This window comes from Telmatobacter bradus, from assembly GCF_048629425.1.
Classification (GTDB): domain Bacteria; phylum Acidobacteriota; class Terriglobia; order Terriglobales; family Acidobacteriaceae; genus Telmatobacter; species Telmatobacter bradus.
Map to the genome: position 1 here is coordinate 4582650 of NZ_CP184532.1, position 25293 is coordinate 4607942.

Sequence of the window (25293 nt, forward strand, 5' to 3'; positions counted from 1 at the left end):
CCACAATTATCGCCCGCTTGCGGCTTTGCGGCGAACGGAGACATCTCCCTTCGGAAGTTTGTCCGTTTCCTCTGGCGCATGGCGCGTTGGCCGGTCAAGAATCTCCAGCGCTTTTGCAATCAATGCTGGCGTTGCTTTGGGACGGCGTGCCAGCCAATCCTCATGCTGAAGATGAGCGAGTTTTTCCGCCACGGCGACATTGATGAACTGGTTGAGCGAGACACCTTCCTTCAGCGAAAAATCTTCCGCAACCCTACGCACAGAGGGCATGAGCCGGAGCGGAAATTTGTTCACGACAACTTTCTTTTGGCTTGCGGGCATACACTTATCTCCTCTTCCTGAATTCATTCAGCAGTTCTGCCGGAGTCAGCACTTCCAGGTGAAAACGCTTTGCTGGTTCCCGAAAATGCTTTGTGTTGTTGGTCACGATGGCATCCGCACCGCCATTGATGGCAACCTCCAACACCATGTCATCGTTTGCATCCTGTGAAAGCGGTGTGTGCCGGACAGCAACCAGAACCGGTTCGGCAAGCGCTTCCAACATGTCCAGAAGCAATGTGGTTTCTTCTTGCGTCTTCCCGGACACACTCAGGTGTTCCGCCCGAAACGCAACATCCCGATACTCACAGGCCAGCTTGTAGTCCATGAGAATGGTCAGCTTTTTGAGCAGGACAAGCCGCAGATTCTCTGCTGCTGCTCCGGTGCTCGAACGGAGAGCAGCAATGAGAACCGATGTGTCGAGAACAATCCTCACGAGCTGATGGTATCACGGGTGGCGCCACGGGGTCGGTTGTCTGGGGAGATATTTTCTGTCACATTCCCCGGATAGATGGAATTATGTGCCGAGGCGACAGAGGTCCGTGTCAAGGCTCTTGACCGCGCAGCGGCGGGCTTTGCCCGGCCTTGACACGGACCGCGCCTCGGCTACACTCTGTCCATCCGGGGAATGTCATCCGGGGTTTGTCTAGTGGAAAATCGAGCAAAAAGAAAATCCATGTATTCGAACCTCTACTAAACAGTGAGCAGGCTGCGGCCATTGTGAAAGTCCACCCGAAAACCCTCCAGCGGTATGCGCGTAACGGTATCGTCGGGGGACTACGGGTTGGTAAACTCTGGCGTTTCCGGCTCTCGGATCTTCACGGCCAGTTGCTTGGTGCTGAGCAAGCTGCAGTCGACTCTGAAGCAGAACAGGGGTACCCTGTTCTTAACCACTCGTGCCCGCAACCAAGCAGGAGGTAAACCTTGTTTGTTCGGACGCGGTATCAGTATGGAAGTCTTCGGCTGAGGAAGCGCGAACGCGGTCCCGACGTGTGGGAGTTTCGATATTACGAAACGGACGCCCAAGGGCAACGGAAACGTCAGAGTGTGATCCTCGGGGATCGCAATCTGTATGCGACTGAAACCCAGGCACGGAAGGCCACGCAAGCTCTTCTTCTTCGACTCAACGGTGAGTCTCCACGTGCGGAAGTAGAGGCGGTGTCTTTCGGAACCTTGCTCGACCGCTATATCGAGCAGGAACTTTCGGAGCGCTACTCAACCCGGAAATCGCATTTGTCGAATATCCGGGTTCACATTCGGCCGCGTTGGGGTGAGTACCCCGTAGATAAGCTGAAGCCGATGGCGATGGCGATGGAACAGTGGCTGCGCGATCTGTCACTGGCTCCAAAGTCAAAGACTCATATACGGGGAATCATGCACCTGGTCTTCAAGTGTGCGGAGCGGTGGGGCATTATCGAACTTGGAAAGAACCCCGTCTCTCTGGTGCGCGTGAAGAACGGAAGCAAGCGCCTGAAGCGACCACGGGTTCTCACCGTGGACGAGTTCTTTCAACTGCTCAAGCATCTGGGCGAACCATACCGCACGATGGTTTTGGTCGCAAAATGTTTGGGCCTTCGGGTCAGCGAGATTCTGGGCCTGCAATGGGGCGACTTCAATTTTGAGAATCGCTCGGTGCTGGTTCAGAGAAGCGTGGTAGGCGGCAGAGTGGACGACGTGAAGACGGAATATTCAAGAGACGATGTTCCGCTTGATCCTCGTCTGGCGGAGGTGCTGGTGCAATGGCGCTCTGCCTCAATCTTCCCGAGAGACGAGGATTGGCTTTTTGCCAATCCGGTCACCGGGAAGCCGTACTACCAGGAGAGCTTGCAGAAGTCGCAGATCAAACGGGCTGCGAAGCTCGCCGAGTTGGGAGAGGAGATCGGGTGGCATACATTCCGCCATACCTATCGCTCCTGGCTCGATGAGACGGGTGCTCCGATGAAGGTACAACAGGAATTGATGCGTCACGCCTCGATCCAGACGACGATGAACGTCTACGGGCGGGCCATGACGGAAACCAAACGCCGCGCAAATAGTCAGGTCGTAGGACTGGTGTTCGGCCCCAACCCGCAGGATTTACCCGCCGAAGTGGTGGCTGCGGTTGCATAGTAAATAGCAGTCTGTTCCTAATGGGGGATAATGGGGACTTACCGAAAGTGACTAAATTATCTAAGTTATTGATTATTTGGTTGCGGGGGTAGGATTTGAACCTACGACCTTTGGGTTATGAGTTCTTAAATGCAGCAATATCATAGAGTTAGCAGGCATGGTTGGTTGACCTAAATAGTTTTGCGGAATCAGCAGAAATCTGGAGGAGTTTGGCGGATGGGTTGAACTCCAAACACCAGAAATACCGTAAATTCATCCCAAGCTTCAGTCCTCGCTCAAACCGTCAAACCGGGGTCACCCGAGGTTCGCGAACGCGACGACGAGTGACCCACTCGCATCTGCTTCGTTCACCCGCTTCTAATTGCTAGCCGATCAGCGGCCCTAAACCGAAATGAGGCGGTACCAGCCTGGAGCAACCCGGTTCCGCGAGTATCGATCACAAAAGACAAACTACATTATCGTGGACCATAGGCACAGAACTTGGAAGTTGCCATGTGCGCTGATCCGGTTGACACTTGCCGACAAGCATTTAAAAGTCCCGCGAGTCAATTGGCAAAGTTCATTTATCCGCGAAGCCAGTACGGCAACTTGCCAGAGGCATAGCCGGTGCGACCGGGGGCAGTGGTGCAGTTTGAAGTTCCAAACTGCACCACTACCCGACCTGGTGAATATCCGCAGTGTTTGAACCATGCCTTTGCATTATCCCGCGTGATGGTTTTGATGGCTGCGGCTACGGCCTGGTCGAGCGCTTCTGCGGTGCGAGCCTTGGCCGAACGTAAGAACTGTTTGAATTTCGACCATGCTTTCTCGATCGGATTGAAGTCTGGCGAATAGGGCGGCAAGTAAAGCAACTCTGCATGCGCACCTTCGATCAGTTCGCGCATGCGCTCGATCTTGTGCACGCTCAGGTTGTCCATCACTACTACGTCGCCCGGTTTCAGTTTTGGGCAAAGCGCCTGTTCGAGAAAGGCCTCGAAAATATCTCCGTCGGTAGCCGCTCCAACCGTCATCGACGCCACCATGCCTGCTAGGCTCACCGCGCCCAACGTGGTCAGCACTTTCCAGTGGCTCTCTGGCGTGCCTCCACGGATGCGCAGGCCATCGAAGCCACGCGCATAGAGCCGCGTCAGCGAAGTGGTCACCCCGCTCTCGTCCAAGAAAATCAAGCGTTCCGGAGCTATCGAGCTGATCTTGGCGAGGAACTCGCCGCGCCGCTTTTGGTTGGCTTCCGTGTCGCGCTCAGCGGCGTGGAGCGACTTTTTTACGCCGCGCGCCCATCTGAAAAAGCAGTTGTCCAACGCGGCTCTTCGAGACCGCCACGCCGCTCGCGGCCAGACGATGACGCAGGCCAGACGATGACGCAATTCTTCATCTGTCAAGTCGGGCTGCTCACGCCGCCACGCGCACAACAACTCGCGCTGTTCGGCGCCGACGCGACTGGCAAAGCCGTGCCGCTGCCCAAGATCTCCGGGAGATGCGCGATCCATCGGCACAGCAAGCCCTATGGCCAAGAAGAAGAGGCATTCGCAAGCGGCCGAAGCGCTAAATCCGGCAAGCGCACAATCAAGGACCCTAAAGGGTGAGGAGATCCCCCGGCTCTCCTGCCGGAGGATACTTACTATTGTTTTTGTTCCATCTCAGGATAGAGCCATTCGACAGTCACCATCGGCAGGAACAGCCGCTTTCGGGATTCGGGGAAAGGAATGAACCCGAAATCCTGATAGAACTTGTGGGCCTTTTCGTCTTTAGCGTCGACTACGACCGCCGCGGATGCGATCTGCCGGCTCATTGCGAGAGACCGTTTCAGCGCATCGACCAGGAGCAGCTCCCCAACGCCTTTTCCCTTGTAGGTGAGATCACGTGCAAGCCTTCCAAGGAGCGAAGCGCCTATTCGTTCGTACCGAGGCAGATTCAATTGCTTAATCAACTCCGGAGGGAGATCTTCGGACGCAATGTTGTCTTGGGTGAGCGTGTAGAAGCCCGCCAACTTGCCACCCTCGGACACGAGCAGATAAACAACGCAGGCCCGCCGTTCAATATCCTGAGAGGCCTGCTGCTTCAGGTATCGGTCTAGTTCCGGTGAACCGCATGAAAAGGCCGCTCGGAGCTTTTTGTGTTTATCTCCGAACGGCTCGATGTCTTTGAATTTCAGTGTAGAGATGGCTTACCTCCCAAACACCTGCGCATGGCGTGCTGCAGCTTTCCGCAGTCTTTCGTTTGGAGCTGGGGGATTTAGCAGAGCTTCAACGAATGCGATCCTATCGAGGCGAGTCAGACTTGAAAGCTCACTTTCACGCAGAATCCGATGAGCGGCTTCTGAGGCGCTGCTGACTACAAACTCTGTAACCTTTCTTCCCTGAACCGCAGCCGCTCGCTCCCAGAGCGTCTTAGTCTCGCGGGGAACTCTAGCTTCCAGGCGCGCGTCCCGGATGGACTTTTTCTTGATTGCAACGGCCGGCATGACGGCTCCCTCCTTAGGGTGCGACATCTAGGTGTGGCACCTTTCAAAGTGTACGGCAATTTGCCGCCAAAACTCAACACTGATTATTTGGATTATTCGAAGTGATTGAACCCGTGCTGTTTATCCGTGCCCGAGCGCGCCGCATCCCCTCAGAACCAGCCGAACCATGCAAAAAGCGCGGGAAAGCTGTCGCGGCTATACAGATCCACTGGTTCAAAACCCGGATTTTCGGGAATTATTCCGTAGGATCGAGATGCCCGTCGAGGTGTACCCAACTGCACATCGGGACGTCTGGCACAGCGCACAGCTGTCGGTAGATAAAAAAGATTCATCTCCGATAATGAAGTCTCATCGTGGATAAAAGAGTTTCATCCTCAGCTCTCAAGCAATGTGTCTTCGGGTCTAGGTGGAACAAGACGGTCTGGCCCGTCCATTTAAGCGGGCGCTGACCGCAGGTAGACGATAGGTATGACAACCATCGCATCGCACTTTTACGCCGCGAAGCGAATGACCGACGATACTTCGTCGAGACTAGTGGAGACGGCCCGAGTCTCCGGATTACGATCGATGAGCCCAAGCTCCTGGAGAGCGGCAACATCCTGGTGAACGCGTTTCACATCCCGGCCGAGGCTACGGGCCGAGGCTCGGATACCAGGTTCCGGTTGTCGCCGCAAATGCCGAATCAATTCATACCGCTTGGGCGTTAGGACAGCGCATAACGCCGCCCAATCGACAAAGCACAGACGACTCGACGGTTCGGCCGAATGGCCGGCTTCCGCCGCTTTCCAGGCCATTCCCACCTCAGCCAGCACACCGCGTAGGCTCTTCCCGACTTCGATTTCAGTCTTGGCCATGTTCTGCCCTCCATTGTTCGACCGCCACAGCGAAATCCTCCATCAGACGATCAATTCCCTGAAATTCATATTTGGAGATGCGCTCGCCATCATGGCGATGATCACCGCGCCCGCGTTCATTATCAAACCCAATCACCCGCAGGCCACCGACGATGTAGTCCAACCGGTACTTGAAGCCCTGTGTTGTCGGTGGTACCGGCTCGGCCACTTTCCAGATCACCGCTTCCGCGAAGTCTCGGTCTCGAAAAACGATGCGGCGCTCGATGACCAGAGTCGCTTTCATGTTGGGATATTATGTCAACAGTGCTGTTGGCTTCAAGAGCCAACAAGATCGCGAACAAGATGAAACTCAATTATCGGGAGGTTTTGCATTTCTGCGTTCGCGTGGCTTGCCAGGAAGATTTCATTTTCCGCCCTTTGCGCCGCCGAGCAAATTTCAAAGGCATTAACCGCGGCGAAGGATGAAGCTTTATTATTCGTGAACAGCAGCATGGACCGGCTCGCGCGTAGCCTGGTCGACCTCCGGCAGCTCGTTAGCGAGCTCACCGGTCGCGGTGTTGCCATCGAATTCGCGAAAGAGAACCTGAGGTTTGTTGGAGAGGATGCGCCGATCGCGATCCTCCTGCTCTCTCTACTCGGGGCAGTGCCCGAATTTGAGCTATCCTTGATCCTTGAGCACCAACGCGAGGGCATCGCGATCGCCAAAGCGGCAGGGAAGTATAAAGGCCGGTGCCGCGCCCTCAGTGTGGCCCAACAGGACGAGCTGCGCCGCCGGGTTGCCTTGGGAGAACCAAAGACAGATCTGGACAAGCAATTTGGCATCAGCAGGGAAACCGTGTACTGCTACTTGCACGCCTCCTAAGCGAAGCATCTGCGCATAAGCGTGTTCCAGCTCACGCAAACGAGACCGCCCCACCTGCCGATGATGTAGTCAAATGCTGGATATCATTGCTATCTCTCAGATGCGCTCCCTGATTGGCTCCACTTCCGTCAAGCAATTGGGGAACGCGCCGGGACGGTGAGCGCATTTCTCTGGGCCGGGCTAACTCCCCAAGCAATGAGATCAGACATCAGCGCCGCTCAAAGCCAATTAAGCAGTTTCGAGGGGTTGGGCAAAATTAGCCTATTTGCTCGGGCGCGACAAAGCCTACCGCAAAGACCTCTTCATGAGTCTTCGGGGCGAGAGCCGTTCTTCGGCAGCCTTGAAAATCTCTGAAAGACTTGTATCAAATGCCGTCGCGAAGCTAATGAGCGTTGTCAGAGAAGGGCTCTTTTCAGCCCTTTCGATTTGTCCGACGTAGTTAACGTCGTATCCAAGGCGCTCCGCCAGAGCCTGCTGGGACCAGCCTGCCTTGGTCCTGCGATCCGTCAATTCCGCCCCGAGTGCGCCGGGAAGGCTTGTCGTCGACCGTCTGCGGTCTGCTCCGATTTTCTTGGCCACATGTCAGGGTTCACCATGAGGCCTCGATTCATTTAACTACTATAGTTATATAATAATGGAGATGGGAAACTTCTGCCCCAGTCGCGCGCTCGCTATTCGACCATGCAAGCCGGTACCCATCATGTCTACATGTTCAGTAGTGATTGGAGAACAAAGGGAAAGCCATGAAGAGATCTCCATTGGATAGACACGAGCCCATTCAAGCTGCGGTGACAACCCCGACCCCTCTCATGTGGACATTGCCGGAGCCAAGCAACCGACTCGAGAAACCTAGCCGCGACCCTATCAACATGCTCGTTCCCCGGCCCGTGGCCGACGTGTTTAAACATTTTTGCAAGATTGAACGGTATCGGTACCATGAGGCACTCGAAGAGATCATGAAACGCGCAGGGCTACTACCTAACGATTTTAGTGGGTCGGCTTAAGAGCAGAGAAAGACTGATGCAGGGGTAGGGAGCAGGACATTGAAGTTTGGGCCGCATGGGGCAACGCGACGTGAAACTCGCGCACGGGAAGCCCCCCGGCAAGATGGCGGGGCTGAGAGTTCAAATCTCTCTGCGGCCCAACCCAATCGTGGGACCGACGCGACTAGGGACTGCAGATGACCTAGGTGGAAGGACAATGCAAAATGGCTACTCGTAAGAGTCGGGAACTCAAAACAGGGCCACTGGCCAAGCAAAGGAAATCGAGAGTCACGGACGAATATGCGTTTCCCAGCCAGCAAGAACGGCTTCCTCCCTATATTCCGGGGGGCTGTAACGTAGCCATGGGCTCGGGCGAGGAGATCGTGGCATGGCTGCGAGTAGTTCCCGGGAATACGCCAGCCATCTTAATCTCTTTTTCGAATGAGGCCAGTTTCAGAATATACGGTCCGATCTTCTGGCATGTGGTACGTGAGCTGCCAGAGATCGTCGCGCGTATTCGGCGCCGCAGATTCGAACAGCTCGTTGATGCTTTGACGCTGTCATAACTGGCGCTGCCAGGAGCCATATCCGCGACGGCTTTGGGCGTCAGAGTATCGGTCGATACCGCAATCGCAAAACGTGAGGATCATCAACGACGCAGTGTGAATCGGTCCAGAAGAGGGAATATGCCACGTATCCATAGTGACAGAGTAGTTTTGCTCGAGGGCGATGCGGACGAGATCGTTCCCAACGCCAAATTAGCGGCCAATATGCATGGGTTCGTCATCGTGGTTCCGCCCGGCGAAGGAGGGGAGCGGCTGCTCGATATGCTGTGGCGAATTACGATGGCCTACGCTGGGTTGCCCCGTTTGCTCACCAGCAGACCGACCGTGCGCAAGATGGTCGAGGCGGTATGGAGCAAAGAGAGTCGAGAGCCCAAGCCAGCGAGCCGTCCAGCGCGCGCGGCGGGATTAGCCAATAGCACACAGCGCGATCAGAAGGCGTCTATCCTCAAGGGCTCCGCTCCGGCCCCAAATGCAAAATTGCGCAGGGCAATCGCATCGCTGCCGCCTCCCAGAGGTGGAAGAAAAGCCAAAGCACAAAAGTGAAGCTGACATGCGCGCCCTCGTCATCTCCGACATCCATTCCAATTTGCCGGCTCTCGAAGCGGTGCTTGCGGCAGCGCCACCATATGACACGGTCTGGAACCTCGGCGACGTTGTCGGCTATGGCGCAAACCCGAATGAAGTGGTTGAACTGGCGAGGAAACTTGGCGGCATTGTGGTGCGCGGCAATCACGACAGGGCGTGCAGCGATCCGGCCACATTCAGCCTGCATCATCGACTGAGCTCGACTGCGGCAACTGCCGCAATCTGGACAGAGACGGTCTTGACTAGCGGAAACAGGGAGTGGCTGCAAAGCTTGCCGCCCGGACCGGTGAAGCCGCTCAGACGAAGCTTGATCTGTGTTCACGGATCATCGCGGGACGAGGACGCATACATTTCAAGCGAGTATGCAGCGGAAGCAGCACTGAGCGCGAGCAGGGCCAGGATCACTCTGTTTGGGCATTCGCACGAGCAGGTCGCTTGGATCGCGACCCGGCGAGCGTTGTACCCCCTTGAGGCAGACTCTAGGTCTCGTTCCGGTGCCGTTCAGTTTGAGCTGCCATTGCGCCGCAATAATCGGTATCTCCTGAACCCGGGATCCATCGGTCAACCTCGCGACGGAGACTGGCGAGCGGCATTCGCAATCTTCGATGATGCTGAGTTGAGCTGGACCTGGTGCCGGGCACCATACGACTTCCGCGCAGCGCAAAGAAGAATCCGGAGGGCCGGCCTTCCAGAAGCACTCGCGACTCGGCTACGGGACGGCAGTTAGCATAGGTGGTTCTGCAGAACCTCAAAGATAGAAAGGAACTCGGATGAGCGCACGATGCACGATCAAGGATGACCGGGACGAGTCCACCGGTCAGGGATTCCATTTGTACGAGGATCTGGCCGACGAGAGTGATTGCGTCATGCTCGACCTCGAGGGCTTCACGTTTGAAGCTTCGGTCGCCTTCGCGCCCTCGGGAAGGCCTGAGATGTGTTCGCGAATAATAAAGTGCCATCCCGAACTGATCTAACCTCTTTGGATCGAGGTAGCAAATACTCGACCCCAAAAAAAAGAATCATCCTGGTTGTTGGTTCATGACAGCCGGTGTCCTGATGTTGCATGACTTTTCGGCAGAAAATCACACCTTGTTCCAGGATGAATCTTCCTTCTTAGCGAACAATAGGCCCGGTTGCGTGGCCACGCTGGCCCATTACGAATTTGCTTAAGCCGATGTCTGTATCTTTCTGAAAGAGCGCAACTTGCCAACTTTTTTCGCCGCTCTGGCCGAATAGTGATAAATGTTCTCCTCGAGGAGATGGATTATGATAGTGAAGTGGAGGTGCCCAATGGAGGCCGCTATCGAAAACCTGACAACCAGTGAGGCAGCCATCGCGGCAGGCGTCACCGTTGCCAAGATCAACCGGATGATCGACAAACGGATTCTGCCAAAGATGCTCTACAAAGCATCGCAGAATCGAACCGTTCGCAAAGACGCCTGCCTCTGGATCGCCTTCTACTTCGAAACGGAAGACGTGTTGACTTCAGGAGCGCGCGTCAAAGCGATGCGGAACGCGCTGGCACACAACCACTCCTGGAATGAGCTTCGTCAATGCAAGTTCGAAGAGTCCCGGACCGTACAGGTGCTGCTGTCTTCGATCTGGGACGACGTGGAACGCCGCTTGAGCCAGTTAAGGGAGGCACAAAATCTAGTCATCGAAGACCCGGAGATACTGCGCGGCACCCCGGTAATCCGGGGAACGCGCATCCCGGTGTACGACGTTGCCAGTCTGGTCGATGCTGGAACGCCGCTTGAGGAATTGCAGGAGATTTACCCGAAGCTCACACCATCGCAGATCGAACTGGCTTCGGTGTACGCGAAAGCAACTCCACAACGGGGCCGCCCGCGGCGGCGGCATCTGCCCAAAAGCCTGTCGGTCTCCATCTCCAAAAGGCGACTTCGTAGCTCCTCAATAGGGGGCTAGAAGTTTGCAGAAAATCCTGATCGACGAAAACCTGAGCCCTTCATTGGCGTCCGATGCCCAGCAAAAGGGCTTTCTCTGCTCGCACGTCAATCATCTCGGGAAGACTGGTACCAAAGACTGGGAACTCAAGCGCGTCATCCTTGAAGGAGACTGGACGTTTGTTACCAACAACAGCACAGACTTTCGCGGATCGGCGAATGAACCAGGCTCTTCCGGAGAATACGCAGACGTACGCTTGCACGCCGGTTTGGTCTGCATCGACGCGCCCTTTGGCTTGAACCTCAGCCTCCAGAGGCAGATCTTCGGATTGATCCTGGACGAGTTCGCGAAGAATGGCGACCTCACCAACCAGGTACTACAGGTTGATGTCAGGAAAGACGGTCGAGTACACCTCGAGCGCTTTGCTCTTCCCGCGGAAGAAACTGATGTTTGTAAATAATTAAGTGTCATCCAAAGCAGATCTACCCTCCTTGAATTGAGGTAAGTAGATACTCCACCCGAAAAAGATCATCTTGGTTATTGGTTCATGACGGTCGGAACCATGATGTTGCTGGACTTTTCGGCGGAGGATGGCCGTGCCCGAATGGCAAACAGAGCAAGCCGAGAGTTAGGAGTGATCCGATGATGAAAGAGATGAAGGGAGTCTGCGTGCTCTTCAGTGAAACCGGCACGGAAGGTGGCTGGTGGGCGATGCAGCAAGATGGGTTTGTCACTGAAGATGGACACTGGCGCTACGAGGGCCTGGAGTACCTTGAAGAAGGGGATGACTTCACGGTGTTTGGCGACGACGGAAGCGTTCTCTGGCATGGCATTATTCACCAAGACACCAAAACCGGAACAATTCCTCATCGGGTCATTCGTAAAGGCAAAGTCGTTATCGACAAATCGTGGAAACAACAGTTTGTCGGCGGCATGTGGGTACATTGGATTCAAAAAGGAATGGACCCCGAGGCCTGGGGAGAGTTGTTCTGCGGTGAAATGCGGTGCCTAGTTAGGCGGAAAGAAACTGCCGCCAACGACGCGCTGCTTGAGAGGCAGCGGCGACAGCCGGCATTGAATGCTGCCCGTGGGACAAGGAAGAGCTCTACAAAAGGCAGCAAAAGGGCGGGGAGAAGTGGTTAAGCAGGCGAAAGTGTGCAAAAGAGCAAACGAGATACCAACAGGAGATCGTGAGCATGTGTCTGGCATATTCGAATATGCGGGATCTGAATGAAAAGCCCTACTCTCGAGAGGAAGCAGAGGCTGCGAAATACCTCGATGAGTTAGCCGGTGTTGGTGGTGGCGACGATCCGGTCGGGTTCTTGATCGTGAGTCATCGCGAACTGATTCGACAACGGACAGTCCTCAAAGAGAAGTATCCAGAGATTTTCAACGAGATTACGCGCGATACGACAGACGAGGCGTAACCGGGGAGTTCCGCAGAGCAAAGTCGTTACCGACGATTCGTGGAAACAGCAGGCTGTCGGCGACATGTGGGTCCATTGGTTACAGAAGAGTACAGACCCCGACGCGTGATGCGAGTTGTTCGCCGGAGAGAAGCGATGCCTTCTCAAACGTGAAGAGAAAAGCTGAAAAACGTTGCCGAGATCTTGAGTGAGGAAATGATCCATGGCCACATTGCTCATTGACGACCAGCGAAATCTCCCAGCTGACCGGGTTGCCCGCACCTATCAGGAGGGCATAGATGCTCTTGCCGAGCAGCACTGGGATCTCGTTTATCTCGATCATGATCTCGGTGATTTTTCAGGAGTCGGAGGGCAGGAAATGACGGGATACGACATTGCTTGCTGGCTGGAACAGCACCCGCAGCACCTTCCAGATCGAATCGAGATCGTCTCCAGCAATCCTGTAGGCCGTCGGAGAATAGAAGCGGCTTTGCAGAAATGCCGCCGAAGAAGCCAGTCCTGAAGCGTCACATCAATTTCCACCCTCTCAAAGCGGTTCTTGCTGCTGCGCCGCGTTAGGAGCAGTACCAGCCAGCGAAGGCATGCTCGGCCAGTTCGCGGGCTTCATCCGTTGAGAAGCTGATCTTCTTTCATGCAATGCTCGTCTGAACCTGTCGCAACGTTCTTCGTCCATTGCCTTCGCCAGCACCGCATAAGCCGCCTCGAAGGGATTGATGCGGTCAATCAGATCACTGTCGAGTTCGCGCACGTCCATCACGTACCCGCGAATACCATCGATCAGCGCCGTGTTGGCTCTGGCCTCGCCCTCACCATTCCCATTACCGTGCTGCTCTGTGCCGAGCACACGGAGGATTCCTTTGAGAGTTTAGACGACAACGAAGTGTCGGGACGATGCCGGCGACTCCCTAAATCCAGTGGATTGGTGCGCCTTGGTTATGGATGTAAGGCGACGAGTGATGGTCCCGACCGTACGAGTTGACGCGAGTGACGATGCGTAAAGACATACAAGTTCGGGCGTTGAAGGGAGCGACGGAAGATTGTACGCGCAACACCAGGATTCGAAATCCCGCCAGTCATTCCGGTATGCCTTGACGGTCGCGGGGGCTTTGGCGCGAGAGATCATGCTCTTTGCCGTCTGAATTATGACGTCTAAATCAGGGGCCTGAGCGGGTGAGGGATATATATAAGGATGCACCGTGAGCTCCTTTCAACGGAAGCGGGTGTGTGCTGGAGGCGAAGAAGAGGCAGGATCGCAGTCAGGGGTGCCGCGCCACAGGGCTCACCTGTCCATATAGACAGGTGAGAGCGCGGACCTGACGCCATTCGGCTGTCCATATGGACAGGCTGGCATACGGTGTCCATACCTGCTGGGCGCTGATCACCGGGAAGAACGAAGTGCTGAGGTATGGACAGGCTAAGGACATTTCGAGAAAATTGTGTTCATTTTTCGAGAACTGTCCACTGTGGACAGGCAACGCTATTCAGGGAGATTCGCCGAGCGGAATGTTGTGGTCCCACCTTTGAAACCAAGAGGTTATGAAGAACCGCGATGAGCCAGGGATCCATACTGGGGGCCACATCCGAGTCCGCAACAAAATCGACCCGCGAACGGTAATGGCCTGCGCCGGGCATGCGGATCTCGAAACGACCCTACGCTACCTCCGCCCCGCCGCCACCCAGGAGCGGATCGCGGAGGTTAGCGAGATCAAATGGTATTGAACACGGCTCACTTCAGATTCTGCTCGTCAGAAACCCTCTCAATCCAATCAGTGGCCGCATCCCTAGTTAAATATTGGCGGGTCCGCAACAGTCCGCCATTGGATGAGTGATCATTTAAGTCCCGGTCAGGCCGAGGGCGAGCCCGACCGGAGATTATCGAACTCGAGTTAAAAAGCCGCAGTGAGGTTTACCGATGCTGAGCGCCCGCGTCCTGTAACCGGAATCATCATGCCCGTAGCGCTGTAGTTGTCTATGTTGTTGCCGCCGAGCGGCAGTTCGTAGAGCCGGTTGGCGAGGTTGTCCACGCGGAAACCGCCCTGCACATACTTGGTCTTGTAGGCCGCGTGCACATTGAAGAGCGCATATCCCGGGGTGCGCAGTTCGATTCGATTAGGATCGAGGCGCGACTTGCTGTCCACCATCTCTGCGCCGAAGCCTCCGCTGAACCCTTTAGCTTCCTCGTCGAAAGCGAGGCGCAGGTTGAGCGGCATCATCTGGTAGAGCGGCGTATTGCTGTCGGTGCGTGTGCCATGCAGCCACGCGCCGACAGCGCTTAGTCTGCCAGAGCCGGCGGAGTCGTTGCTCCACAGCGTAGCGAAGCCCGAGAGATCGCCGCCACCGATGCGAGCATCATAGTTTGCGAAACGCAGCAGTTGCGTTCCCATCCCCATCATCGACATTGAGGCCACATCCACGTCGACGTAGTCCTGAATGAAATTGACGTGAGGCGTTAGTTTTACCTCCCAGGGCTTTTGCGCCTGGCTGTGCAGCAGCAGAGTGCCGCTGACCACGTTGCCGGTCTCGGGCTTCAAAGCGATGTTGCCGTAATACATGTTGCCGTCGCCAAACCAACCGATCATGCTGGCCGCCATCATATTCGTTGACCACGTGTATCGTTCGTAGAGATTTGGAGAGCGGTTCTTGCGCGCGTAGCCGAACTCAAAGGCAGCGTGCTGGCTGGCGTCGTAGCGGGCCAGTGCCGTCAGATCAAAATTGACGTCGGTGCGAGAGTGGTTTTCGGCATTGAAGGCTGCGGCGTCAGCGGCATACATGCTGGAGTAGCCTTGGACATCTCCGGCGTTAGACCACACCGTATCGTTGCGCGCGCCGAGCAGCGTGGACCAGCGCGCATTCCAGTGGCTGAAGAACTCAGCGTAGGTTCCAAGCCGTGTTCGGCGGCCATTGTTGATATTGATAAAAGTGTTCGGCCCCATCATGGGCGCCATTCCAGGGACCGGCGGCCACCAGTCATCGAGGCGAAAACGGTGCAGCTCATTGCCGGCGCGAAACGTGTGGCGCGCCGAGAGCGCAACTTCATAGCGCACCAGGTAGCCCAGGTCGCGGCCGTGAGTATTCATTGGCATGTCCGCACCCATGCCATCCACGGCAACTTTGTCCGAAAGGAAATTCATCTCGTGGAGGGTGTTCTGCCAGTAGAAATGAGCATCGAGCGAGCCTGCGTTGAACGTCCGGCGGTAGCGCAAATTCAGTGACGTGGCATTGTTGTGCGTGAGGTCCATGAAGGCATTCACAAAGCCCTCAAATGGAACGTGGTGAAAGCTCCCGGTTGCGGCAAAGAAATTGCGCCCATACTGTGCCGCCAGGGTGAGTGCATGGTCGGTGCTCTGCGCGTAGGTTGATGTAATTTTGCGGCCGGCACCGTCGGTGTAATCGCCGGTGGTGGTGAATGCGCCCACATAACCAAGGCTCAAGTGTTCGGTGGCAATCGCCTCGCTAAGCGATCCGCCCCAGTTTGTGCCGTTGGAGCGGTAGAAGCCGGTGAAGACGCCACTCTCGCGCAGGCCACTTCCCGGCTCGGCAAAAGCCGGCGCGGGAATCTCGACCGAAATGGTGCCGCCCAGGCTGTCTCCGCCAAGGCTCACCGGTGTGATGCCGGCCAGTACGGTCACTTGCGCGGCCTGGGCAGGGGCAACATAGCTGAGAGAAGGATTCATGTGGTTTGGGCAGGCGCTTGAGACGGTCATGCCATCCACCACGATCTCGGTACGCTCATCGCCTAGGCCGTGCAGGAAAGGAATAGTGGCCAATTCACCATTGCCATGCAGGCTGACACCGGGTATGTCGGCAAGCATGTCGGCGCTGTTATGACTTTGCGAAGCGTCAGAGGCTTGCACCTTGAGACTCGAAGCGGCGATAGAACTGGCGTCCTGCCCTTCGACCTCAACGGTGGCGGCCTCTACGGCAATTTTGAGCGGGAGGTCTTCAGTAAGCTCCGCACCTGCTGCCACGGTAAGCGGACCGAGAACCTGACCGGCGAATCCTGAAGCAATGACGGTGAGTTCATACTCGCCCGCCGGGACAGAGATAAAGGAAAAATGGCCGAAACGATCGGAAGCTCTGTTTTCGTGAAAGTTCCCAGTAGTGGAATGCAACTCCACATGCGCATCCGCAATAACGGCGCCTGTCGGGTCTTTAATGACGCCAACTATGCTGCCTGTGGCGATAGAAGTTGATTGTTGCGCAGATGCGTATTGTTTAGGCGCGATTATACAGGCCGCCACCAAAAGCGCCGTCCAAAGCTTGCAATGCATTTTGTCCTCTTGGTTTCCTTGCACGAAGACCAACTGAAAGCGTCGAGCTTGTTCCGGATAAAGCCCTGCTTCAAGCAGCGCATTCGCACATCGTTCGCACACCTGTCAGACTTCGGGGCTATTAAAGTTCTATCGCAGCAACCGCGCCTTCCGGTTGCGACATTTTGTCGCACGTCGACGATGCATCATTCCTTAAAATGAGAGTTGATTCTGCGTCGATACATTCCTGGGTATTCGACGCGACTCCAGCGAACGATGAGAGTTTCCGTAACGAATCGGCAGCCCTTTATGGAGCGCGATCTGCGCCCGACCAGTGAGCTTGCGCCTGCGCTCGTTTTGCCCTGGCTTCAGAAACTGCGCTACGGAATTCTCGCCGGCGAATGCATCCTGATTGCGATTGCGTTTGTATTTACCCGGGCTGAGCTGCGTCTCGTCTTCGTCGGCATACCACTCGCCTGTGCTCTGGTCTCGAATCTCTTCCTTGGCTCTCTCGCGACGGTGATCGGAGCCAGGCGCGCTCTCGGAAGCGTGCTCGTTCTCGATGTGATTTTGCTCACAGCGCTGCTGGCCTTTTCCGGAGGGCCGGCGAATCCCTTCAGCTTGCTTTATCTCGTGCAGATCACGCTTTCCGCCGTTGTGCTGAGCCGAATGTGGACCTGGTCTCTCGGGGTTCTCTCGATCCTGGGATTCGGATTTCTCTTCTTCTACCACCTGCCGCTATTAATTTTTGAAGGTCATCACGCAGGTGGCAACTTTTCAGCTCACCTCATTGGAATGTGGGTCGCTTTTGTTACCGGAGCGGTATTGATCTCCATTCTGATCAGCAAAGTTTCGCAAACGCTGCGCAGCCACGAGCAGGAACTGCTTCGCTTGCAGAGTCTGGTCGCCAGGCAGGAACGGGTCTCTTCGCTGGCAGCATTGGCCGCCAAAGCGGCCCATGAGATGGGAACGCCCCTTGGAACGATCGCAATTGTTGCGAAGGAACTGGAACGATACGCACGAGACGTTGAGATCAATGAGCATGTCAGCGCAGAAGCGAAGCTAATCCGTTCTGAGGTTGACCGATGCGGTCAGATATTGCGTGAGATGAGTTCACAGGGAGCAGAGCTAGCCGGTGAGACTGCCACGCTCATCGCAATCGACGCTTTTCTTCAGAAGCTTCGGGAAAGCTTTCCGGAACCGCAGAGGAATGCCATCCTAGTCGATGCTCCTCCTGAATTATCCGCATCACTTCCCATCGAGACCACGCGCCAGGTGCTCTCGGCGCTGGTCAAGAATGCGTTCGAGGCTAGTTCAACTGGCCAGACTGTCTACGTTGCTGGGGAGGCAGAGTCAGGAGTTCTTCGCTTTATCGTAAAGGACTCCGGGATTGGAATGGCCCCTGAGGTGCTCGATCGCATTGCTGAGCCGTTCTACTCGACAAAGCGTCCCGAACGAGGAATGGGTCTCGGGACGTTTCTTGTACGAGTGTTCGCTGAGGATATGGGCGGTACGCTGATTTTTGATTCTGTCGTGAACCAAGGGACCACCGCCATCCTGGAGTTGCCATTTGCGTCAAAAACCGGAGCCTGAAGCACTATCGGCGTTGGTAGCCGACGATGACGATCTATTTCGTGGTCAGCTAGGCCGCGCCCTGGAATCGCGCGGATGGGAGGTGTTCCTTGCGGCAAATATTGCCGAGGCAGTGAATGCGGCTCAGGAACACGCACCGGATCTTGCGATCGTGGATCTGCGCTTAGGCACCGAAAATGGCCTGGACATGGTGCGCAAGCTGCGCGCACTTGATTCGACAATGTTCATTCTTATGCTCACGGGGTGGGGCAGCATCGCCACGGCTCTCGAGGCAGTGCGTGGCGGTGCTGACCACTACCTGAGCAAGCCGGTTGATGCCGATCAGATCATTGCTGTTTTCAATGCCTCACCCGCGACCGGCGCTGATCAAAACCCGCCGTCGAGTGTTCCAAGCCTCGCGCGCGTGGAATGGGAACACATACAGCGGGTGATTGCCGACTGTGGAGGAAACATCTCCCAGGCCGCACGCGCGCTCGGCATTCATCGCCGTTCCCTGCAAAGGAAAATCTCCAAGTATCCACCGGCACGGTAGTTCATCAGAATTGCGTCCAATTCCAATAGAGCACCTTCCCTTTAGTGCGAGCCGCGGAGAGCAAACATCCATCTCTACAGCAGATCACGCTTGCGACAATTTGCCGCACCAGTGGCCCAGCGTGGAGGAAATATATTTGCCATTACGGAAGGATGATGCGCCACTTCGCGGCTAATTCGCGTGAGTGAGTACGTTCGCTGCATACAACTTCTCGACAAATTCCCCAATTTGACGCGTGGCCCGAAACGGTCATGGGAGGTCCCAATGAATCGCCGATCGTTTTTGCATGGAGTTGGATATACAGCTGGAGTCTCTTTATCGACCGCGATCCTCGACCGGGCTGGATTCTCCCAGTCTTCAACGCCCGCTGCCGCGCTCCCCGGAGGGCCATTCAAGTTGCCGCCTCTTCCGTACGCGTACGATGCGCTCGAACCGTACATTGACGCCGAGACGATGCACCTGCACCACGACAAGCATCATGCGAGCTATGTGGATCATCTGAATGCGGCCGTGGCAGGCCATCCCGATCTTGCAAGTCGCACAGTCGAAGATCTTGTTACACATCTCGACTCCGTTCCTGAGGATGTTCGCACCGCCGTTCGCAATCAGGGCGGAGGCGATGCCAATCACTCCTTCTGGTGGACGATCTTGTCGAAGAGCGGCGGTGACGCGCCGAGCGGCGAACTATCAAAAGACATCGATGCGCAGCTTGGCAGTTTCAGCAAATTCCAGGAGCAGTTTTCGAAAGCAGCTGCTGGAGTATTCGGCAGCGGATGGGCATGGCTGACTCTTGGGCCGGACGGGAAGCTGCAAGTCGAGACTTCGCCAAATCAGGACAGTCCTCTTACCGGTGGCCGGACCCCGGTTCTCGGCATCGACGTGTGGGAACACGCCTACTACCTCAAATATCAAAATCGTCGCCCTGAATATGTAACTGCCTTCTTCCACATCGTGAACTGGGACTTTGTTAGTGGCCAATATGCCTCTGCCAGGAAAGCGTTGCGTACGTAGGAACAATAGCTGGATCAGCAGTCACTCTTCGGCTGCATTTGGCGCTGAAAGGCCCACGTCTAAAGGAATGTCAAAAATGAACATCATCTATCTGCGCAAGGCATTCGTACTGTTGCTCTGGTGCATTCTCTCCGCGTTACCGCTCTCTGGCCAGGCGCACGGATCGATTTCGGGCACGGTGCTGGATCCCACAGGTGCTGCCATTGCCGGAGTTACTGTTTCCGTCACTGAGCGGGCGACTGGGCACGTAAGCGCCGTCCAAACGAATAGCGCAGGACGCTACGTGTTTTCGTCACTGCCGGCGGGTGTGTATGACCTGAAAATCTCCGCGTCGGGTTTCCGGAGTTTTGAAGAGACCGGCGCGCGACTTGCCAGCGGTCAGTCGCTCCAGGTGGATGCAAAGCTGCTGATTGGCCTGGCGACTTCCACAGTGCAAGTATCAGCTACCGCAAGCGCTCCATACACGGTGCTCAATGACAGCTCCGGAACGCGCACGGCGACACCGCTGATTGATGTGCCGCAGTCGGTCGAGGTGATAGGTCGCGCCTTGATTCAGGATCAGGACCGCCGGACACTGGCGGATGCGCTTGTCAACGTGTCGGGAGTCGCTCCAACAAAACCCGAGGAGATTTTGTTCACCCAGCCAATCGTCCGTGGTTTCCCAGCAGAGATTTATACCGACGGTCTCTCTATGTTCGGCAACACGACCACTGCAAATGATCCGACAAGTCTAGTGGGAGTAGAGCGAGTTGAAGTGGTCAAAGGGCCGGACTCCACCATGTACGGTGGCGGCCTGGGTTCTCCTCTGGGAGGCCTGATCAATGTGGTCTCGGTGCATCCAGAGCCATTATTGGATGGCTACGTTGGCTTTCGGGGCGGAGACTTCGGAACGGTGGACCCTTACGGCGATTTGAATATACCGTTCAATGCGAAAATCGTCGCGCGTCTCTCTGGCGAGTATCAGAGAAATGACAGTTGGGTCGATGTTGTCAGCGGTGATCGTTGGTCTGTGCAGCCAGCCATGTCATTCCAGTTAGGAGGAAAGACAGACCTCTTTCTCCAGGGACGATTCAACCATCGCGATCAATTGGAATATTCGGGTATTCCAGCAGATGAGGCATTGGCTGGACTGATCGATCGTAACGCGTTTGCCGGTGCGCCTGTGGGGCAGCCGCACACACGGCTGGACAACCGTATGGCGACCGTGGAGTTGAATCACTCGTTCTCTGACACGCTGCATTGGAACACGAGCGCACGCTACTACTTCAGCCAGGCGAACGAGCACGGCAGCTTTGTCCTTCCAGGGCTCAATCCGCCCGACCCAGCTCCACCTGTGTATCAGATCTTCACACTCGATATGCCTTCGAATCCGGTTAGAGAGGGCACTTTCGATTCCAATTTGACGGAGAACCTACGCGGTCTGGGTAGGAGACACGTGTTGCTAGCGGGAGTGAGCTATGACCACACCAACTTCTACTCAGGGATGGGATTCTCGGGAATCCCCGTAGGCGATGAAAATTTAGCGGACCCAACCTACAACTTGTCGTTTGGACCTGGGACCCCTGTCAATTTGACGCAAACAGACCGCTATCAGACGACCGCCGTCTACGGTCAGGACCAGGCTACCTACGGCCGGCTTAGCCTCACTGGCTCAGTGCGGTACACCAAGCTTGATTTCCGCGAGCGGGAGCAAGGAACCAATTCAACCTACAACCACGCATCGGGTCGTGCTGGCGGCAATTTCAAAGTGGCTAACGGTGTAGCCCTCTACGCGGCTTATGCCACGGCCTTTCGTGGCGCTTTTGGACTCGTCGTGCAGCAGGCGCCGAGGCCCGAGACCTCACAGAATGTGGAAGGTGGTTTGAAGCTGGCGCTGAACAGAGCGCATCTTGCCGGCACGGTTGCGATCTTCAATCAGACCCGCGATAACGTGGCGACTCCCGACCCGGCGAACTTTTTGTATTCGATCCAAACGGGACAGCAGCGCGCCCGCGGTGCGGAAATCGACCTGACGTGGGAGCCGATCCGCGCATTCTCTCTGCTTGCAAACTACGCGTACACGCAAGCCACCGTCACGAAGGACAATGCAATTCCTGTAGGGAGTTTCCTCCCGCGCGTTCCCCGTAACAGCGGGCGCGTTGCTGGACGCTACCGCATTCAGAACGGTCCTGCAAGGGGGCTGGCTTTCGGCGCTGGAGTGTACGCATTCACGAAACGCGAAATCACTTTGCCGGATACGCTCACTGTTCCCGGCTACGCAGCTGTGGATGCGCAAGCGGAATACGAATTCGGCAGGTGCACTCTGCAGGGATCGGCAGCCAACCTAACGGCGCGTAAGACTTACGATGCATACGAATATTTCGGATTCCCGGTCGTGATGCCAAACCAGCCGATTTCGGCATACGTCACGCTCAAAATCCACTTGAACAAGGAGTAACGACATGTCAATGAACCGCAGAGAACTCCTTCAGCGTTCAGCAGCCCTCAGCTTAGCCGCCGTTGGCACGTTGGCATTACCTGGGGCAGCTGCTGAAACATTCGATGCCGCCAAAGTAAGCTTGCGACCCAATCCGCTCACCCCTCCGGCTAATGCATCGATCCCGGTGGCCTTTCTTATCTCCGAGGGCGCAGTGGTCATTGATTTTTGCGGTCCGTGGGAAGTCTTTCAACGGGTCAGCATTCCCGGTCGTAAATTTGATGCCTTCAGCCTCTATACCGTGGCGGAATCCGCCGCTCCCATTCACACGAGCGGCGGAATGGAGATCACGCCCAAATATACGATTGCCAATGCTCCCCCGCCGAAGGTCATCGTCATCCCCGCACAGAGTCCGGCCAGCGAGGCAACAAAGGCCTGGATTCGCAACGCCACCACAAGCACCGATGTCACGATGTCTGTCTGCACCGGCGCCTTTGTTCTGGCGAGCACCGGCCTGCTGAACGGCAAGCCTGCCACTACGCATCACGGCGCCTACGTCGACTTTGCGATGCAGTATCCGGAGGTTCATGTTGAGCGTGGAGCGCGCTTTGTTGAAGTGGGTAATTTGGCTACAGCGGGCGGCCTCACTTCGGGAATGGATCTCGCCTTCAGGGTCGTCGAGCGCTATTTCGGCCGGGATATCGCAAACCAAACTGCCTCAATGCTCGAATATCAGGGCCAGGGCTGGCTCAACCCGTCTTCCAACGCCGCGTTTGCCAGACCCATCAAGCAAAGTCCGAATCATCCTGTCTGCGCCATCTGCGGCATGGAGATTGATCGCTCTCTCTCGTCAACCTACAAGGGGAAGACCTACTACTTCTGCGTGCGCGAACATAAGCAGATCTTCGATGCTTCACCGGAAAAGTTCGCCTCTGAATGAAGTTCAGCGGTTCTCACAAGTACGTAATGTCGAACGTCACGCAATTCATTGCCGCCCGCGCTCAACTCTGAAGGAGTTTCGCCTTGTTTTCCCGACGCCACGTCGCTTGCGCTGCAGTCTTATCTTGTGTCGCTCTTTCTGTTCAAATTGGTTGCCGCAAATCCGCCGATAGCGAGCCGGGCGTGGCGCTTCATCCTGCGAACACAGCGGTCGATCGATATCACCTTCGCGGCCTAGTCCTGGCAACGAGCCCGGCAACCGGTCAAATTACGGTTCAGCATGGCGATATACCCGGCTTCATGCCAGCAATGACCATGGCATACAAGCTGAAAGACCCGAAAGGAATCCAAAACTTAAAGCCGGGCGACGAAATAACCGCGGACGTTCTCGTGCACTCGGACAGAGACGACTACCTGCTGGATTCGATAACGATCACAAGCGAGGCGCGACGTGGATTGCTGCCGGCTATGCTACCACCGCATCAATTGATGGTTGGCGAAACGGTCCCGGATCTTCCACTGGTAAACGAGGATGGCAAGACGATCCATCTGAACGACTATCGCGGCAAAGCGTTGCTCGTCACGTTTATCTACACGCGATGCCCGATGCCTACCGCGTGCCCGCTGATCTCAAGCAAATTCGCCAGAGTGAACAACGCTCTTGAAACTGATCCCAAGGCGTATGCTGCGAGTCATCTCATCAGCATCAGTCTCGATCCCGCGTATGACACGCCTCCAGTATTGCGTCAATACGGGCTTGCTTACCTTGACGACAATCCATCGGAATTCACTCATTGGGAATTCGCGGATACGACGCCCGATGATCTCAAGAAGCTGGCTCAAGCATTCGGTCTCGAATACAGCGAAGAAAACAATCAGATCACTCACACTATGGCGACAACCCTGATAAGCCCAGACAGCAAAGTAGAGCAAACATGGGCAGGCAGCGACTGGAAGCCCGACGACGTCGCAGACGCGGTCAAAGCTGCGGCATTGAGAACGAGAAGGTAGCCGCGGGATGAGGGCTGCTTCACAATTCGAGCTGTCTTGCCTGACGATTGTATTGAGCATGCTTCTCCTTGGGTCACTCTCAACCCTGCCAGGCTGCTCCAAGGCGCTGAATGCGTCCGAGCAGAGGGGAAAGGCTCTCTATTCTTTCAACTGCTACGAGTGTCACGAAGAGAATCAGCTCGGTTTACTCAAGACGCCTCCCAAGCTGCACAGACTTTTTTCCCATCACTACCTGCCCGATGGGACCACACTGGCAACCGATGAATCTGTGCGTCAAATCATCATCTATGGCAGGCGCACGATGCCTGCATTCAATGGGCGTTTAAGCAACGACCAAGTTGACGACATCATCGCGTACTTGCATCGCAAATAGATTCTCAGGTGCGAGAACAGCTGCGGTTTTGAAAGGACCGACCACATGGCTCACCTCATCGCAACACTACTCCTCGCCAGCATACTCACTCCGACTGCGGATCAGGCGAGGACAATTGTGAAATTGGAAGATAAGCTGATGGCGCCTTGCTGCTATTCGCAGACAATTCGCGTTCACATGAGCATGGAAGCCGAGCAAATGCGAGAGGAGGTCACGGACATGGTGCTCGCCGGCAAGAGCGCGCAGGACATCATCAAGTACTACAAAGCAAAGTACGGGGAGACAATCCTCGTTGTACCCGATGGAAAAGCGGGCCAGATTGCCTATGGTGTTCCAATCGTCGTCGCACTGTCAGCTTTCGGTCTGCTCACATTCGGCATTGGTCGAGCATTGGACAGACGGCCGCTCCGGGCATCAACGTCACAGGCAAATCTTGCGGGGTCGGCCTCGCCCGAAGTTCTTGAGAGAATCCGCCAGGATATAAACGAGGGGTTCCAGTGATCAACGGTTCCCTCTGATTCCTTTTGCTCTCCCCTCGCAGTGCTTGGGGAAAAATTTGCCGGTAGGCAACAATTGAAATCTCGACGCCTCGAAACGGTGCCGCCGGTTTTCGAAGATCAGCCATATCATTGAGTGCTTGCAGGAGCGACAACGTAAACGTACTGTAGTGGCACCTCACCAGTGTTCTTAACATTGTGGCGCGTCGCCGGTGGAATATAGACCACAGCTGGGGCGCTGAATTGCCGGCTTGCCTCTCCCTCAATGATCGCTTCACCCTTCCCTTTAAGGATAAGCAGGGACTCTTCATTCTTTCCTGTTGTGTGCCATCCGACGGTCGTGCCTGCTAACAGGCGTACGAAGCCGCTTCGCATTCCCGCAGTCACAGGAACGCCCGTCAGCAAAGGGCAATCCCCAACTGCACAGTGGAGCGGAATGACGAGTGATCGTGGCCTTGCTTTTTGCGGCGTGGCCGGTAAGACCATCAGCATTGCGCCGACGACAGCACCGAATTGATATAAACAATGTCCAGGTTTTATTCCGAATCCTTGAAACAACTCTCACTCTCCACGTGGCTGGCGGTAGTTGCTCAGCGCGGCC

General features: G+C 55.8%; 30 protein-coding genes and 1 tRNA gene. 20 read left to right on the forward strand and 11 right to left on the reverse strand.

What is annotated here, in order from left to right; genetic code table 11:
* Positions 1–6: 6 nt before the first annotated feature.
* On the reverse strand, positions 7–321 hold the full coding sequence (locus ACOBR2_RS19010) for a hypothetical protein (protein WP_420237662.1): 315 nt from the start codon (positions 319–321) through the stop codon (positions 7–9).
* Positions 322–325: 4 nt separating this feature from the next.
* Positions 326–754, reverse strand: a complete 429-nt coding sequence (locus ACOBR2_RS19015; protein WP_420237663.1) for a putative toxin-antitoxin system toxin component, PIN family — start codon at positions 752–754, stop codon at positions 326–328.
* A 206-nt stretch (positions 755–960) separates the two neighbouring features.
* Here ACOBR2_RS19015 and ACOBR2_RS19020 point away from each other — a divergent pair, with 206 nt between their 5' ends.
* Positions 961–1239, forward strand: coding sequence for a helix-turn-helix domain-containing protein (locus ACOBR2_RS19020; RefSeq protein ID WP_420237664.1), 279 nt, complete (start codon positions 961–963; stop codon positions 1237–1239).
* 3 nt (positions 1240–1242) lie between these two features.
* Entirely contained in the window at positions 1243–2427 is a 1185-nt protein-coding gene (locus ACOBR2_RS19025) for a tyrosine-type recombinase/integrase (protein ID WP_420237665.1), read from the forward strand.
* Between the two features lie 563 nt (positions 2428–2990).
* Here the strand turns inward: ACOBR2_RS19025 and ACOBR2_RS19030 are convergent.
* The 5 genes from ACOBR2_RS19030 to ACOBR2_RS19050 all read right to left on the reverse strand — a co-directional run bounded on the left by ACOBR2_RS19030 (position 2991) and on the right by ACOBR2_RS19050 (position 6025).
* Positions 2991–3914: an IS630 family transposase gene (locus ACOBR2_RS19030; RefSeq protein WP_420237666.1), complete on the reverse strand. Its 924-nt coding sequence runs from the start codon at positions 3912–3914 to the stop codon at positions 2991–2993.
* A 131-nt stretch (positions 3915–4045) separates the two neighbouring features.
* A complete protein-coding gene (locus ACOBR2_RS19035; RefSeq protein ID WP_420240040.1) occupies positions 4046–4588 on the reverse strand; it encodes a GNAT family N-acetyltransferase in 543 nt (180 codons plus the stop codon).
* A gap of 3 nt (positions 4589–4591) precedes the next feature.
* Positions 4592–4915, reverse strand: coding sequence for a DUF1778 domain-containing protein (locus ACOBR2_RS19040; protein ID WP_420237667.1), 324 nt, complete (start codon positions 4913–4915; stop codon positions 4592–4594).
* 464 nt (positions 4916–5379) lie between these two features.
* Entirely contained in the window at positions 5380–5742 is a 363-nt protein-coding gene (locus ACOBR2_RS19045) for a hypothetical protein (RefSeq protein WP_420237668.1), read from the reverse strand.
* On the reverse strand, positions 5729–6025 hold the full coding sequence (locus tag ACOBR2_RS19050; protein ID WP_420237669.1) for a toxin-antitoxin system TumE family protein: 297 nt from the start codon (positions 6023–6025) through the stop codon (positions 5729–5731). Before ACOBR2_RS19050 ends, ACOBR2_RS19045 begins: the two co-directional genes overlap by 14 nt.
* Positions 6026–6175: 150 nt before the next feature.
* Between ACOBR2_RS19050 and ACOBR2_RS19055 the strand changes: the two genes are divergently transcribed.
* On the forward strand, positions 6176–6604 hold the full coding sequence (locus tag ACOBR2_RS19055) for a recombinase family protein (RefSeq protein WP_420240041.1): 429 nt from the start codon (positions 6176–6178) through the stop codon (positions 6602–6604).
* 285 nt (positions 6605–6889) lie between these two features.
* Here the strand turns inward: ACOBR2_RS19055 and ACOBR2_RS19060 are convergent, their stop codons facing one another.
* Positions 6890–7183, reverse strand: a complete 294-nt coding sequence (locus tag ACOBR2_RS19060) for a helix-turn-helix domain-containing protein (protein WP_420237670.1) — start codon at positions 7181–7183, stop codon at positions 6890–6892.
* Positions 7184–7657: 474 nt separating this feature from the next.
* Between ACOBR2_RS19060 and ACOBR2_RS19065 the strand changes: the two genes are divergently transcribed.
* From ACOBR2_RS19065 to ACOBR2_RS19105, 9 genes are all read left to right on the forward strand, one after another.
* Positions 7658–7747 (forward strand) — tRNA-OTHER (locus ACOBR2_RS19065).
* 64 nt (positions 7748–7811) lie between these two features.
* A complete protein-coding gene (locus tag ACOBR2_RS19070; RefSeq protein WP_420237671.1) occupies positions 7812–8153 on the forward strand; it encodes a hypothetical protein in 342 nt (113 codons plus the stop codon).
* 120 nt (positions 8154–8273) lie between these two features.
* Positions 8274–8696 carry a hypothetical protein gene (locus ACOBR2_RS19075; protein ID WP_420237672.1) on the forward strand — a complete coding sequence of 141 codons (423 nt, stop codon included), beginning with the start codon at positions 8274–8276 and terminating at the stop codon, positions 8694–8696.
* Between the two features lie 7 nt (positions 8697–8703).
* Complete coding sequence (locus tag ACOBR2_RS19080; protein ID WP_420237673.1) at positions 8704–9465, forward strand: metallophosphoesterase family protein; 762 nt, start codon at positions 8704–8706, stop codon at positions 9463–9465.
* Between the two features lie 563 nt (positions 9466–10028).
* On the forward strand, positions 10029–10664 hold the full coding sequence (locus tag ACOBR2_RS19085) for a DUF433 domain-containing protein (RefSeq protein ID WP_420237674.1): 636 nt from the start codon (positions 10029–10031) through the stop codon (positions 10662–10664).
* 4 nt (positions 10665–10668) lie between these two features.
* Entirely contained in the window at positions 10669–11103 is a 435-nt protein-coding gene (locus tag ACOBR2_RS19090; protein ID WP_420237675.1) for a DUF5615 family PIN-like protein, read from the forward strand.
* A 182-nt stretch (positions 11104–11285) separates the two neighbouring features.
* A complete protein-coding gene (locus tag ACOBR2_RS19095; protein ID WP_420237676.1) occupies positions 11286–11786 on the forward strand; it encodes a hypothetical protein in 501 nt (166 codons plus the stop codon).
* Positions 11787–11839: 53 nt separating this feature from the next.
* Positions 11840–12070, forward strand: coding sequence for a hypothetical protein (locus ACOBR2_RS19100; RefSeq protein WP_420237677.1), 231 nt, complete (start codon positions 11840–11842; stop codon positions 12068–12070).
* A gap of 202 nt (positions 12071–12272) precedes the next feature.
* Positions 12273–12572, forward strand: a complete 300-nt coding sequence (locus ACOBR2_RS19105; RefSeq protein WP_420237678.1) for a cyclic-phosphate processing receiver domain-containing protein — start codon at positions 12273–12275, stop codon at positions 12570–12572.
* A 24-nt stretch (positions 12573–12596) separates the two neighbouring features.
* Here ACOBR2_RS19105 and ACOBR2_RS19110 read toward each other — a convergent pair whose 3' ends face one another.
* Both ACOBR2_RS19110 and ACOBR2_RS19115 read right to left on the reverse strand, forming a co-directional pair.
* Entirely contained in the window at positions 12597–12914 is a 318-nt protein-coding gene (locus ACOBR2_RS19110; RefSeq protein ID WP_420237679.1) for a hypothetical protein, read from the reverse strand.
* A 1042-nt stretch (positions 12915–13956) separates the two neighbouring features.
* Complete coding sequence (locus ACOBR2_RS19115; RefSeq protein WP_420237680.1) at positions 13957–16341, reverse strand: TonB-dependent receptor; 2385 nt, start codon at positions 16339–16341, stop codon at positions 13957–13959.
* Between the two features lie 288 nt (positions 16342–16629).
* Between ACOBR2_RS19115 and ACOBR2_RS19120 the strand changes: the two genes are divergently transcribed.
* From ACOBR2_RS19120 to ACOBR2_RS19155, 8 genes are all read left to right on the forward strand, one after another.
* Complete coding sequence (locus ACOBR2_RS19120; protein WP_420237681.1) at positions 16630–17913, forward strand: ATP-binding protein; 1284 nt, start codon at positions 16630–16632, stop codon at positions 17911–17913.
* On the forward strand, positions 17891–18445 hold the full coding sequence (locus tag ACOBR2_RS19125) for a response regulator transcription factor (protein WP_420237682.1): 555 nt from the start codon (positions 17891–17893) through the stop codon (positions 18443–18445). The genes ACOBR2_RS19120 and ACOBR2_RS19125 overlap by 23 nt, the downstream gene beginning before the upstream one ends.
* Before the next feature lie 264 nt (positions 18446–18709).
* A complete protein-coding gene (locus ACOBR2_RS19130) occupies positions 18710–19456 on the forward strand; it encodes a superoxide dismutase (RefSeq protein ID WP_420237683.1) in 747 nt (248 codons plus the stop codon).
* A gap of 76 nt (positions 19457–19532) precedes the next feature.
* A complete protein-coding gene (locus tag ACOBR2_RS19135; protein WP_420237684.1) occupies positions 19533–21893 on the forward strand; it encodes a TonB-dependent siderophore receptor in 2361 nt (786 codons plus the stop codon).
* Positions 21894–21897: 4 nt separating this feature from the next.
* Complete coding sequence (locus ACOBR2_RS19140; protein WP_420237685.1) at positions 21898–22812, forward strand: DJ-1/PfpI family protein; 915 nt, start codon at positions 21898–21900, stop codon at positions 22810–22812.
* 83 nt (positions 22813–22895) lie between these two features.
* Positions 22896–23822 (forward strand): SCO family protein, encoded by a 927-nt coding sequence (locus tag ACOBR2_RS19145; RefSeq protein WP_420237686.1) that lies wholly within the window; start codon positions 22896–22898, stop codon positions 23820–23822.
* A 7-nt stretch (positions 23823–23829) separates the two neighbouring features.
* Positions 23830–24195: a c-type cytochrome gene (locus ACOBR2_RS19150; protein WP_420237687.1), complete on the forward strand. Its 366-nt coding sequence runs from the start codon at positions 23830–23832 to the stop codon at positions 24193–24195.
* A gap of 45 nt (positions 24196–24240) precedes the next feature.
* Complete coding sequence (locus tag ACOBR2_RS19155) at positions 24241–24696, forward strand: cytochrome c-type biogenesis protein (protein ID WP_420237688.1); 456 nt, start codon at positions 24241–24243, stop codon at positions 24694–24696.
* A 125-nt stretch (positions 24697–24821) separates the two neighbouring features.
* On the opposite strand, the gene ACOBR2_RS19160 is transcribed toward ACOBR2_RS19155, so the two are convergent.
* Positions 24822–25184: a cupin domain-containing protein gene (locus ACOBR2_RS19160; protein WP_420240042.1), complete on the reverse strand. Its 363-nt coding sequence runs from the start codon at positions 25182–25184 to the stop codon at positions 24822–24824.
* Between the last annotated feature and the right edge of the window lie 109 nt (positions 25185–25293).

Coding starts and splice junctions, on each gene's coding strand:
- ACOBR2_RS19080 (WP_420237673.1), top strand. CDS start 8,704: ATGCGCGCCCTCGTCATCTCCGACATCCATTCCAATTTGCCGGCTCTC.
- ACOBR2_RS19095 (WP_420237676.1), top strand. CDS start 11,286: ATGATGAAAGAGATGAAGGGAGTCTGCGTGCTCTTCAGTGAAACCGGC.
- ACOBR2_RS19120 (WP_420237681.1), top strand. CDS start 16,630: ATGGAGCGCGATCTGCGCCCGACCAGTGAGCTTGCGCCTGCGCTCGTT.
- ACOBR2_RS19050 (WP_420237669.1), bottom strand. CDS start 6,025: ATGAAAGCGACTCTGGTCATCGAGCGCCGCATCGTTTTTCGAGACCGA.
- ACOBR2_RS19140 (WP_420237685.1), top strand. CDS start 21,898: ATGTCAATGAACCGCAGAGAACTCCTTCAGCGTTCAGCAGCCCTCAGC.
- ACOBR2_RS19115 (WP_420237680.1), bottom strand. CDS start 16,341: ATGCATTGCAAGCTTTGGACGGCGCTTTTGGTGGCGGCCTGTATAATC.
- ACOBR2_RS19040 (WP_420237667.1), bottom strand. CDS start 4,915: ATGTCGCACCCTAAGGAGGGAGCCGTCATGCCGGCCGTTGCAATCAAG.
- ACOBR2_RS19075 (WP_420237672.1), top strand. CDS start 8,274: ATGCCACGTATCCATAGTGACAGAGTAGTTTTGCTCGAGGGCGATGCG.
- ACOBR2_RS19105 (WP_420237678.1), top strand. CDS start 12,273: ATGGCCACATTGCTCATTGACGACCAGCGAAATCTCCCAGCTGACCGG.
- ACOBR2_RS19150 (WP_420237687.1), top strand. CDS start 23,830: ATGAGGGCTGCTTCACAATTCGAGCTGTCTTGCCTGACGATTGTATTG.
- ACOBR2_RS19010 (WP_420237662.1), bottom strand. CDS start 321: ATGCCCGCAAGCCAAAAGAAAGTTGTCGTGAACAAATTTCCGCTCCGG.
- ACOBR2_RS19030 (WP_420237666.1), bottom strand. CDS start 3,914: ATGGATCGCGCATCTCCCGGAGATCTTGGGCAGCGGCACGGCTTTGCC.
- ACOBR2_RS19045 (WP_420237668.1), bottom strand. CDS start 5,742: ATGGCCAAGACTGAAATCGAAGTCGGGAAGAGCCTACGCGGTGTGCTG.
- ACOBR2_RS19135 (WP_420237684.1), top strand. CDS start 19,533: ATGAACATCATCTATCTGCGCAAGGCATTCGTACTGTTGCTCTGGTGC.
- ACOBR2_RS19160 (WP_420240042.1), bottom strand. CDS start 25,184: ATGCTGATGGTCTTACCGGCCACGCCGCAAAAAGCAAGGCCACGATCA.
- ACOBR2_RS19130 (WP_420237683.1), top strand. CDS start 18,710: ATGAATCGCCGATCGTTTTTGCATGGAGTTGGATATACAGCTGGAGTC.
- ACOBR2_RS19155 (WP_420237688.1), top strand. CDS start 24,241: ATGGCTCACCTCATCGCAACACTACTCCTCGCCAGCATACTCACTCCG.
- ACOBR2_RS19070 (WP_420237671.1), top strand. CDS start 7,812: ATGGCTACTCGTAAGAGTCGGGAACTCAAAACAGGGCCACTGGCCAAG.
- ACOBR2_RS19085 (WP_420237674.1), top strand. CDS start 10,029: ATGGAGGCCGCTATCGAAAACCTGACAACCAGTGAGGCAGCCATCGCG.
- ACOBR2_RS19100 (WP_420237677.1), top strand. CDS start 11,840: ATGTGTCTGGCATATTCGAATATGCGGGATCTGAATGAAAAGCCCTAC.